12 protein-coding genes are annotated in these 10848 nt (G+C 68.6%); 9 read left to right on the top strand and 3 right to left on the bottom strand.

The features are described 5' to 3' along the window. Positions 1–122: 122 nt before the first annotated feature. Together ASE02_RS15840 and ASE02_RS15835 are read left to right on the top strand one after the other, a co-directional pair. Entirely contained in the window at positions 123–980 is an 858-nt protein-coding gene (locus tag ASE02_RS15840) for a pyridoxal kinase (protein ID WP_056735513.1), read from the top strand. Continuing rightward, on the top strand, positions 977–2110 hold the full coding sequence (locus ASE02_RS15835) for a serine hydrolase domain-containing protein (protein ID WP_056735512.1): 1134 nt from the start codon (positions 977–979) through the stop codon (positions 2108–2110). Before ASE02_RS15840 ends, ASE02_RS15835 begins: the two co-directional genes overlap by 4 nt. Before the next feature lie 106 nt (positions 2111–2216). Here ASE02_RS15835 and rarD read toward each other — a convergent pair whose 3' ends face one another. Next, on the bottom strand, positions 2217–3125 hold the full coding sequence (rarD, locus tag ASE02_RS15830; protein ID WP_235536718.1) for an EamA family transporter RarD: 909 nt from the start codon (positions 3123–3125) through the stop codon (positions 2217–2219). 142 nt (positions 3126–3267) lie between these two features. Here rarD and ASE02_RS15825 point away from each other — a divergent pair, with 142 nt between their 5' ends. Next, entirely contained in the window at positions 3268–4029 is a 762-nt protein-coding gene (locus ASE02_RS15825; RefSeq protein ID WP_056735511.1) for a ZIP family metal transporter, read from the top strand. 32 nt (positions 4030–4061) lie between these two features. Here ASE02_RS15825 and ASE02_RS15820 read toward each other — a convergent pair whose 3' ends face one another. Then, the gene (locus tag ASE02_RS15820; RefSeq protein WP_056735510.1) at positions 4062–5093 is read right to left on the bottom strand and encodes an aspartate-semialdehyde dehydrogenase; all 1032 of its coding nucleotides are present in this window, start codon (positions 5091–5093) and stop codon (positions 4062–4064) included. Between the two features lie 135 nt (positions 5094–5228). Here ASE02_RS15820 and ASE02_RS15815 point away from each other — a divergent pair, with 135 nt between their 5' ends. The 3 genes from ASE02_RS15815 to ASE02_RS15805 all read left to right on the top strand — a co-directional run bounded on the left by ASE02_RS15815 (position 5229) and on the right by ASE02_RS15805 (position 7011). Continuing rightward, entirely contained in the window at positions 5229–5873 is a 645-nt protein-coding gene (locus ASE02_RS15815; protein ID WP_056735509.1) for an EF-hand domain-containing protein, read from the top strand. Positions 5874–5893: 20 nt separating this feature from the next. Continuing rightward, positions 5894–6295, top strand: a complete 402-nt coding sequence (locus tag ASE02_RS15810) for a PaaI family thioesterase (protein WP_200957703.1) — start codon at positions 5894–5896, stop codon at positions 6293–6295. A gap of 110 nt (positions 6296–6405) precedes the next feature. Next, a complete protein-coding gene (locus ASE02_RS15805) occupies positions 6406–7011 on the top strand; it encodes a tetratricopeptide repeat protein (protein WP_056735508.1) in 606 nt (201 codons plus the stop codon). Here the strand turns inward: ASE02_RS15805 and ASE02_RS15800 are convergent. Continuing rightward, positions 7008–7994: a D-2-hydroxyacid dehydrogenase gene (locus ASE02_RS15800; protein ID WP_056735507.1), complete on the bottom strand. Its 987-nt coding sequence runs from the start codon at positions 7992–7994 to the stop codon at positions 7008–7010. The genes ASE02_RS15805 and ASE02_RS15800 overlap by 4 nt on opposite strands. Positions 7995–8076: 82 nt before the next feature. Between ASE02_RS15800 and ASE02_RS15795 the strand changes: the two genes are divergently transcribed. From ASE02_RS15795 to ASE02_RS15785, 3 genes are all read left to right on the top strand, one after another. Continuing rightward, entirely contained in the window at positions 8077–8529 is a 453-nt protein-coding gene (locus ASE02_RS15795) for a MarR family winged helix-turn-helix transcriptional regulator (protein ID WP_056735506.1), read from the top strand. Between the two features lie 46 nt (positions 8530–8575). Then, positions 8576–9496, top strand: coding sequence for a bifunctional helix-turn-helix transcriptional regulator/GNAT family N-acetyltransferase (locus ASE02_RS15790; RefSeq protein WP_056735505.1), 921 nt, complete (start codon positions 8576–8578; stop codon positions 9494–9496). 77 nt (positions 9497–9573) lie between these two features. Then, on the top strand, positions 9574–10842 hold the full coding sequence (locus ASE02_RS15785) for a sulfatase (RefSeq protein ID WP_056735504.1): 1269 nt from the start codon (positions 9574–9576) through the stop codon (positions 10840–10842). Positions 10843–10848: the final 6 nt, after the last annotated feature.

Here is a 10848-nt window from a genome sequence, read left to right as displayed (position 1 = left end):
TGCTGCTCCAGTCGCAGCCCCCTCAGTCAGCCTTTCGGCTGACAGCTCCCCCAGCGGGGGAGCATCTCCGCCGACGCATCTCTATTGTGGCCTATGAGGCCGCTCGGCTAATCAGAGCTGGCATGCCGCTCGCGCTCATAATCTCCAGCCATGTCGCCGCCAGTCACGTGGGCGGAACGGCCCAGGCGAGCGCCCTTTCCATTCTCAAGATCGACAGCATGGTCGTGCCGACCGTGCTCTTCGGCCGTCATCCCGGCTGGGGCGCCCCCGGCGGCGCGCGCGTGCCGCACGAGACGGTCGAGGGCATGCTGGCCGGGATCGAGGCCAACAAGCTGTTTGGCCAGACCGACCTGGTGCTGACCGGCTATTTCGCCTCGGCGCAGCAGGTGATCGCCGCCGCCCACGCCATCGACGCGGTGCGCGGCGCCAAGCGCAAGGGCTACGGCGGCGAGGCCGCCCGCCATCCGCTCGTCATCGTCGACCCCACGCTCGGCGACGCCGGCAAGGGGCTCTACGTTCCCGCCGAGGTGGCCAAGGCGGTGATCGAGGAACTGGTCCCGCGCGCCGACATCCTGGCCCCCAACGTCTGGGAGTTGGCCCACCTGACCGGCGCCGACACCCGCACGCCGGAGGAGGCGCTGGCCGCCGCCCGCTTGATCGGCAAGCCGGTGCTGGTCTCCTCGGTCAGCCACGGCAAGGAGATCGGGGTGATCTATCTCGACGGCGCCGAGGCCTGGATGGCCGCCCATCCCAAGCTGCCCTCGGCCCCCAAGGGCACAGGCGACCTGCTGTCGGCCCTGTTCGGCGCGGCGCTGCTGGACGGCCTGACCGGGTCCTACGCGCTTGGCCGGGCGGTCGGCGGCGTGGCCGACACCGTGGCCGCGGCGCAGGCCGCCTCGGCCGCCGAGCTACCCATCGTCGGCATGGCCCAAAGGCTGAAGGCGACCTCCCCCAGCGTGCGTTTGGAGCGATTGGCATGAGCACCGAAGTCGAGATCCACGGGGTTTGCCCCGACCGCTTCGCGGCCGTCCGCGCCGCCTTCGAAGGCAACTTCGCCGCCGGCCAGGAGCTGGGCGCGCGCTTCGCCCTGGTGGAGGCCGGCGAGCTGGTGGTCGACCTCTGGGCCGGGTTCGCCGACCGGGCCCGGACCAAGCCGTTCGACGACAAGACCCTGACCCCGGTGTTCTCGACCACCAAGGCGCTCGCCGCCCTGTTGATCGCCCGGCTGGTCGACCAGGGAAAGCTCGCCTACGACCAGCCGGTCGCGCAGGTCTGGCCCGAGTTCGCGCAGGCCGGCAAGGCAGCGATCACCGTCGAGCAGGTGATGAGTCACCAGGAGGGCCTGTCGGGCTTTCCCGACGAGATGGAGCCGGCCCTGTGGTTCGACTGGGACGCCATCTGCGCCAAGCTGGCGGCCATGGCCCCGCTGTGGCCGCCGGGAACCGCCAGCGGCTATCACCCGATCACCTTTGGCTATCTGGCCGGCGAGATCTTCCGCCGGGTCGACGGCCGGACCATGGGCACGGCCCTGCGCCAGGACCTGGCGGTCCCGTTCGACCTCGACCTCTGGATCGGTCTGCCCGACGCCGAGCACGACCGCGCCGCTGATCTGCAGCGGCCGAACGGCCTGCCGAATTTCGGCGAGATCAACGCCGCGACCAAGGCCGCCTTCCTGACGCCCTGGTCCTCGCCGGCCGGACGTGGTCAGGCCGAATGGCGGCGGATGGAGATCCCCTCGGCCAATGGTCACGCCACCGCGCCGGCCCTGGCGCGGTTGATCGGGGCGCTGGCCAATGACGGCTGGCTGGACGGCGAGGAGATCCTCTCGCCGTCGCTGATCGCCGAGGCCTCGCGCGAACGCATCCACGGCCAGGACCTGGTGCTGCCCTTCGTGATGAGCTGGGGCGCGGGCTTCATGCGCAATAGCGCGGTGAAGGTCTGGGGGCCGGGCGAACAGACCTTCGGCCATTCGGGCTGGGGCGGCTCCTGCGCCTTCGCCGATCCGCAGACCAAGCTGGCCGGGGCTTATGTGATGAACAAGCAGTCCACCGACCTGATCGGCGACGCCCGCGCCAAGCGGCTGATCGAGGCGGCCTACGCGGGGCTGTAGCCCCCTCCGTCTCGGCTTCGCCGATCCACCTCCCCCAGCGGGGGAGGATCTTATTTTTCAGATGCTCCCCCTCTGGGGGAGCTGGCGGCGAAGCCGACTGAGGGGGCTACGTCGCCGCCCGCAGCAAACGGCTGCGACGCCAGGCGCCGTAGGCGAAGACCGCCGCGCCGCACCAGATGAAGCCGAACGAGACGCCGCGCAGGGCGGTGAAGCGCTCGCCCTGCATCACGCCCATGACGAAGGTCATGCTGGGGGCGATGAACTGCAGGAAGCCCATGGCCGAGAACGGGATGCGGCGGGCGGCCCAGGAGAACAGCATCAGCGGGATGGCGGTCATCGGCCCGCAGGCCAGCAGCCAAAGGGCCGAGGCCTGGCTGGTGGTGAAGTGCCCCGCGCCGGTGCGTTCCAGCCAGGCGATCAGGACCAGTCCCGGAACGGCGAGGATCAGGCACTCGATGAACAGGCCGGTCTGGGCCTCGGCGGCCACCCGTTTGCGGATCACGCCATAGGCGCAGAAGGTGACGGCCAGGGTCAGGGAGACGATCGGCAGGTGGCCGAGCGCAATGGCCTGGATGGTCACGCCGACCGCCGCCAGGCCGATCGCGCCCTTGCCGACCGCGTCGATCCTCTCGCGGAAGATCAGCGCGCCGGCGGCCATCGCCATCAGCGGATTGATGAAATAGCCCAGGCTGGTCTCCAGCACCCGGCCGTTGTTCACCGCCCAGATGAAGACCAGCCAATTGACCGCGATGATGGCGGCCGACAGCGTCAGCCAGGCCATCACCCGCGGTTGGCGCAGCACCTGGAGCAATTGCGGCGTCTGGCGGGCCAGGATCACGAACAGGAAGGCGGTCGGCACGGCCCACAGGGTGCGGTGGGCCAGGATCTCCCAGGCGCCGATATCGAGGCGGCCCATGACCTGGAAGGCCAGCGGGACGATGCCCCAGATCACGTAGCAGAGCATGCCCGCCCAAAGCGCGGCGTTGTTGGTCTGGGCGGAGGCGTCCTTGGCCACGGCGCGGTCTTTCGGTCAGGATGTTCGAGGGGGACGGCGCAGGGCGGCCAGGAGCCCCCATACCTATGCCGTATGACCTTTCCGGCAAGGCCCTTTCCGTGAAACTGTAGCGGCCTTCGGACGCGGCTTTGAGGAGCCTTGCATGTCGCCGCCCATCGAGGCCGGGTTCTGGGGGCTGGTCGCCGGCTCGGCCCTGCTGTTGGGCGCCGGCGTCGCCTATTTCATCTCGATCCCGCCGCGATTGGTGGCGGCCGTCATGGCCATGGGGTCGGGGGTGCTGATCTCGGCCGTGGCTTTCGAGTTGATGGACGAGGCGTTCGCCATGGGCGGGTTCCCGGCCACGGCGGCGGGCTTCCTGACCGGCGCGGCCATCTTCACCGGCGTCAACATCGCCATCACCAAGGCGGGCGGCGGACATCGCAAACGCTCGGGTCATCACCCGACCGAACGCCAGCAGCACAGCTCCGAAGGCTCGGGCCTGGCCATCGCCGCCGGGGCGCTGCTGGACGGCATCCCCGAGAGCGTGGTGATCGGCGCCAGCCTGCTGGGCGGGGTGGGCGTCAGCGCCGCGACGGTGGCGGCGGTGTTCCTCTCGAACCTGCCCGAGGGACTTTCCAGCGCCGCGGGCATGCGCAAGGCCGGGCGTGGGGCGGGCTACATCTTTGGGGTGTGGGGTGTGATCGCCCTGGCCTCGGGCGTCGCGGCCTATGCCGGGGCGACCCTGCTGGTCGGCGCCGACCCGCTGATCATCGCCGCGGTGACGGCTGTGGCGGCCGGCGCGATCCTGGCCATGCTGGTCGACACCATGATCCCGGAGGCCTTCGCCGTGACCCGCGAATATGCGGGCCTGATCACCGTGGCGGGATTCCTCGCCGCCTTCGCCCTGTCGAAACTGGGCGGGTAGGAGGCAAGCCGTCCTACCCGCCTGTCGATATCCTAGGCGACGGTCTTGGTCTTCAGTAGGCCGCGCTCGTGCAGCAGTTCGGCGATCTGCACCGCGTTCAGCGCCGCGCCCTTGCGCAGGTTGTCGGCGACGACCCACATGTTCAGGCCGTTCTCGACGGTGGTGTCCTTGCGGATGCGGCTGACGAAGACCGGGAACTCGCCTTGAGCTTCCTTGGGCGTCATGTAGCCCTTGTCGTTACGCTGATCGATGACCAGCAGGCCGGGGCTCTCGCGCAGCAGGTCGCGGGCCTCGTCCTCGTCGATCGGATCGTGGAACTCGATGTTCACCGCCTCGGAGTGGCCGACCATGACCGGCACGCGGACGCAGGTCACGGTGAGCGCGATCGACGGGTCGATCATCTTGTGGACCTCGTTCCACATCTTGGCCTCTTCGTCGGTGTAGCCGTCCTCGTTGAAGGCGCCGATGAAGGGGATGACGTTGAAGGCGATCTGCTTGGGGAACTTCTTGGGCTCAGGAGCGCCCAGGACGAAGACGCCTTTGGTCTGATCCCAGAGCTCGTCCATGCCTTCCTTGCCGGCGCCGGAGACCGACTGGTAGGTCGCGACCACCACCCGCTTGATGCGCGCGCGGTCGTGCAGCGGCTTAAGCGCCACCACCAGCTGAGCGGTGGAGCAGTTCGGGTTGGCGATGATGTTCTTCTTGCCGGCATAGCTGACGTCGTCCGGGTTCACTTCCGGAACGATCAGCGGCACGTCGGGGTCCATGCGCCAGGCCGACGAATTGTCGATGACGATGGGGCCGGCGGCGCCGATCTTGGGCGCCCATTCCTTGGAGAACGAGCCGGACACGCTCATCAGCACGACGTCGACGGTGGAGAAGTCGAATTGCTCGACGTCCTCGCACTTGATGATCTTGTCGCCGAAGGACACTTCCACGCCGATGGATTTGCGGCTGGCGATCGCGTGCATCTTGTCGACGGGGAAGTTCACTTCCTCGAGGATGTTCAGCATTTCGCGGCCCACATTACCCGTGGCGCCGACCACGGCCACACGATAGCCCATGGCGGTCTCCTTCTAGTCTTCAAAGCGGAGCGTTCCCTTACGCCGCCCTGCGCGCGGGCGCAACGCGAGCGCTTCTCGCGGCCCTGCTGGCACGAGCGTTGCGTGGGGTCGTCCAAAGATAACGGAGGACGACCGATGTCCATCAACGGACCCTCGCAAAACATGCGCCCCGCGGCGCCGGATTTCGCATCCCAGAGCCGTCGGCCAGGCAAGGCCGATGATCCCACAACCGTGGCCCAGCAACGGATTGCGGCCAGGTTGGACGCTGATGGCGACGGGAAGCTGACCGTGGCCGAGCTGTCGGCGATCGAGAAGCAGGGACAGGGCAAGAATGGCCGGCCCGCCCAGGCGCTTTTTGCCGCCCTGGAGGCCCCAGCCGCTGGAAAGCCGATCTTGCCGGAGCCTCCCGCCGGCGGGCGGTTTGGCCCCAAGACCCTCGACGCCCTGATCGCGCAACAGGCGGCCGCCGGCGGCGGCCTGGCTGAGCATCTGGTGGCGGCCATCGACCAGGACGACGACGACGCCTTCACCCTGACTGAGCTCAAGGACGCGCTGCCGGGCAAGTCGGGCTACGCCGAAGGACGCGGCGCTCAGGCGGAGCGAGCTTTCGACAGACTCGACGCCAACAAGGACGGCAAGGTCTCCATCGACGAACTGACGGCGGCGTTAAAGCGTCCGGTCCGCGGCGAAGAGCCGGTCGAGACGCCGCCGGCCACGCCGGAACTCGCTACCAACGAGGTTATTGACCCCGCGCCGACCGAGCCGCTTTCTGGCGTCTAGGCCAGCGACGGAGCACGCTCATGAGGACGGACACCGCGACCCCCGAAACCGGCATGCCGTTTTCCAACCTCATGGGCGTTGAGATCGTGGAGCGGACCAAGGCGCGGGTCACCGGCCGCCTGGTGGTGCGCGAGGATCTCTGTACGGCGGGCGGTATCCTGCACGGCGGGGCGTTCATGGCCTTCGCCGACGCCTTGGGCGCGGTCGGCGGCTTCCTCAACCTGCCGGACGGGGCGCGGACCACGACCTTGGAATCCAAGACCAACTTCCTGGGCTCGGCCAAGGTCGGCACGACGGTCGAGGGAGAGGCCGTTCCCCTCCACATCGGCCGTCGTTCCAGCGTCTGGCAGACCCGGATCACCAACGCCGACGGCAAGCTCCTGGCCCTGGTGCTGCAGACCCAGATGACCGTCGAAGCCTGATTTGTTCACTTTTCATTCTTCCTGCCGCCCTATACCCTAGGGTTGAGCGGTCGGGGGGATTGCGTGTTTTCGTTTAGAGCGGCGACAGCCGCCAGCATTTGCCTGGTCTTGTGCCTTGGCCCGTCCGTCGTCGCGGCGACAAGGCGAAGCCGGCGCTTGAGGCCTATGACCGCGCTGTTCAGATCGATCCGGTCAACGCCGAACTGCTGGTCGATCGTGGGATGACGCGCGCCTTCATCGGGGACAACGCCGGGGCGAGGGCCGACGTCGAGGCCGCGCTGAAGATCGAGCCGAAGTCGGTCTACGCCTTGCACAGCCGCGGGCGATTGGAACTCGGCGCGGAAAGGTACGCCGAGGCGGTCAAGGATTTTGACGCGGCGCAGGCCGCCGACCCCGAGCACGGCTCGGTCTACGCCAGTCGCTCGATCGCCTATCGGGAGCTGGAGCGCTACGACCGCGCCCTGAAGGATATCAACCAGGCGCTGGCCCTGTTTCCCGACCAGCCCGTGTATCTGGCGTGGAAGGCGGAGATCTATCGGCGGATGGGCGACCATCTGCAGGCGGTCGAGGTCCTGGACGCCGCCCTCAAGGGCGACCCGAACGTGGCGTCCGTCTGGTGGGCGCGGGGGCTGTCGAAAGCCGAGCTCGGCGACGCCAAGGGGGCGCAGGCCGACAAGGCCCAGGCCCGGCGCCTTGATCCCAAGATCGGGGCCTAGCCCACCCCGATATCGGCCGGGTTGACGCGGTTGCGCAGCGGCTCGCCGCGCAGGTAGAGGCCCAGGTTCCCCAGGAACAGGGCGTCGCCGCGCTCCCCGGTCAGCGCGCCCCGATTGGAGGCGTGGGGTGTCACCCGGACCTTCGGATGGTCCCAGAACCAGCTGTCGGCGGGCAGGGGCTCGGTCTTGAAGACGTCGAGCACCGCGTGGGCGGGTTTGTCGGCGTCCAGGGCCGTGCGCAGGGCGTCCTCGTCGACCAGGCCGCCGCGGCCGATATTGATCAGGATCGAGCCGGGCTTCATCGCCGCGAAGAATTCGGCGTTCGCCAGGTCGCGGGTCTCGTCGTTGAGCGCGCAGGCCAGGACGACCACGTCGGCGTCGGGCAGCCGTTCCGGCAGGTCGGCGAGGGTGGAGACGGCGTCGGCCAGGCCCTCGGCGGAGGCGGCGCGTCGCACCGCCTCGACCTGCGCCCCGAACGCCTTGGCGCGGACGGCGATCTCGCGGCCGATATTGCCGAAGCCGACGATCAGCCAGCGGGTCTGACCGACCTCGCGGAAGTTCACCGGCTTCCAGGTGCGGGCGTCCTGGTGGGCCTGCTGCTCGGCGATCGGGTGCAGCAGGCTGAGCGCGTGGACGCTCACGTACTCGGCGATGGCCGGAGCCTGGGCGCTGGAGTTGGTCACCAGCAGGCCCTCGCGAGCCAGGGGCTTGAACACCGGGTTCTCGACCCCGGCGAACACCGTCTGCACCCACCGCGCGTCCGCCGAGGCCTTCAGTCGACCGAAGTAGTCCTTGGTCTGGGCGCCGAAGGCCTCGAGCGTCAGCCACCAGATGTCGGGCTTCAGCCCCGCGGCGTCGAAAGTCTGACCGTTCAGCGTCAGGCCGCCGTCCGGTTCCAGCACGACGACGTCCAGATCGGGCGCCATGGCGGCGATGCGTCCGGCGATGCGGTCGTAGGGCGTACGGAACATGAAAGCTTGCATGCCCCGACTTTAGCCGCGCGGCCGCCCTCGACAATGGCGCGGGAAAATTGACAATCTATTGTCGAAATGACAATTCATTGACATGAATTCAAACGCCGACGCCCTGCTGCGGCTCTTCCAAGCCTCGACCAAGGCTGGCGCGGTGATGACCGGCGCCTTCGACAACCTTGTCGCCGATCTTGGCCTAAGCAGCGCGCGCGGGCAGATTCTGGACGTCCTGGAGCGCTCGCAACCGCGCACGGTCTCGCAAATCGCCCGGGTGCTGGGCCTGAGCCGCCAGGCCGTGCAGCGACTGGCCGACGATCTGGTCGATCGGGGGCTGGCGGCCTACGCCCGCAACCCCGAACATGCCCGCGCGCACCTGTTGTCGATGACCGATCAGGGCTGCGCGGCCCACGCCGAAGCCTTGCGGCGCAAGGGGGTGTGGCTCGAAAGCCTGGCCGAGGGCTTGACCCCGACCTGGCTCGACATGGCGTCCGAGCTGCTGACCCTGACGGCGCGTCGCGCAGCGCAAAAGCCGCCTAAAACAACATAGTTGACTGCGTCAACTATCGGTAAAATGATGGCCTGGGAGGAAACTCATGCAGCCCAAGGACGCCATCGCCGCTGTTCGCCGGTTCAACCGGTTCTACACCCGCAGGATCGGCGCCTTGGACGAGGCGCATCTCGGATCGCCCTACGGCCTGGCCGAAATGCGGGTGCTCTACGAGGTCGCCCAGACGCCGGACGGCGTCAGCCCCAAGGCGCTGGCCGCCAACACCGGGCTCGATAATGGCTACCTCAGCCGCATCCTGAAACGGTTCGAGGCCGAGGGGCTGATGGTCCGCGAGCCCTCACGCCATGACGGACGCAGCGTCATGGTGTGGCTGAGCTCCGAGGGCATCCACGCCTATAACGGCATGCGGCAGGTGGCCGAGGGCGCCGTGGAGGGCCTGATCGCCCCGCTCACCACGGTGGAGCGGACGCGGTTGACTGGGGCGATGGCGCAGATCGAAACCCTGCTCAAGGCGCCGGCGGCCGGCGAGGTCATACTCCGGCCCCACCGCCCCGGCGACATGGGCTGGGTGGTTCATCGGCACGGCGCGCTCTACGCCCGCGAATACGGATGGGACGAGCGGTTCGAGGCCCTGGTGGCGCGGATCGCCGCCGACTTCATCGACAACCTCGACCCCCTGCGTGAGCGCTGTTGGATCGCCGAGCGCGGCGGCGAGATCCTCGGCACGATCTTCCTGGTCAGGAGCGACGTCCCCGGTCAGGCCAAGCTGCGGCTGCTGCTGATCGAGCCCGCGGCCCGGGGCCTGGGGCTGGGCAAGCGGCTGGTCGCCGAGTGCGTCGCCTTCGCGCGGGCCGCCGGCTACGCCGAGATCACCCTCTGGACCCAGAGCATCCTGACCGCGGCGCGGGCGGTCTATGCCGGGGCCGGTTTCGAGCTGGTCGAAAGTCACCCGGACGGCGCCATCGCCCCGGGCCTGATCAGCGAGACCTGGTTGCTGAAGCTCTAGGCGCCTCGCTTTGGGGATGACACCGGCGGGCGCGGTGTGGATGTTGCGCGCAGATTCGCCCGTTCCGAAGAGTTCCCATGCGCCAGCCCAACTTCATCATCATCGTCGCCGACGACCTGGGCTATGGCGACCTAGGCTGTGACGGCGGCAAGGTGATCCGCACGCCGAACCTTGACCGCATGGCGCAAGAGGGCGTGCGGCTGACCGACTTCTATGCCTCGGCCAATGTCTGCACGCCGTCGCGGGCCGGGATGCTGACCGGCCAGTATGCGATCCGCAACGGCCTGGCCCACGAGGTGATCCAGCCGTCCGACACCACCGGCCTGCCGGTGGACGCCCTGACCATCCCCAAGGCGCTGGGCGAGGACTATACGAGCGCCCTGATCGGCAAGTGGCACCTGGGCCATGTGGCGCCGCACTGGCCGCCGATGGTCCATGGCTTCGACCACTTCTACGGCCTGCCCTACAGCCACGACATGAAACCGTTGGCGCTCTACGACAGCGGCCAGACGCCGATGAGCGAGAGCAAGGCCGACTTCTCCAAGCTGACCCAGCAGTTCTTCGAGCGCACCGCCGCCTTCGTCGAGGAGAACCGCGAGCGGCCGTTCTTCGTGCTGCTGACCCTGACCGCCCCGCACATTCCGCTGAAGCCCAATCCCGACGACCTGACCGGCTCGCCGGGCGGCGCCTATGGCGAGGTGGTCGAGGAGATCGACCGCAATGTCGGCCGGCTGCTGGCGCAGCTGAAGGCGCTGGGCCTCGACGAGGACACCCTGGTGGCCTTCACCTCCGACAACGGGCCGTGGTTCGAGGGATCATCGGGTCCGTTCCGCGACCGCAAGGGCGGCTCGGCCTGGGACGGCGGCTTCCGCGTGCCGTTCATCGCCCGCCAGCCGGGGACCCTGCCGGCCGGGCAGGTCAGCTCAGGCCTGGCCAGCAATCTCGACCTGCTGCCGACCCTGTTGGCCATGGCCGGCAAGCCGCAGGTCGCCGACCGCGAACTGGACGGGCGCGATATCTCGGGCGTTCTGAAGGAAGGGGCGGCGTCGCCGCACGAGGAGATCGTGCTGTTCGACAACGCCAAGGTCGCGGCGGTCCGCACGGCGCGCTGGAAGTACGTGGCGCGGTCCTATTACCGGACCTACGACATCGCGCTGGACGGCTATCCGCTGCTGTTCGACATGGATATCGATCCAGGCGAGAACTACAGCGTCGCGCGCAATTTCCCCGAGGCCGCAGTGGACATGCGGGCGCGACTCGAGCGGGCGCGGGCCAGGTACGAACCCCTGGCCGACGCATTCCCGCCGCACGTGGCGCCGGCCTCGGCGGCCGACCACCCGGACTAGGGCGAG

The organism is Phenylobacterium sp. Root700 (assembly GCF_001429025.1).
Classification (GTDB): domain Bacteria; phylum Pseudomonadota; class Alphaproteobacteria; order Caulobacterales; family Caulobacteraceae; genus Phenylobacterium.
This window is presented reverse-complemented; position numbering and strand designations above follow the sequence as displayed.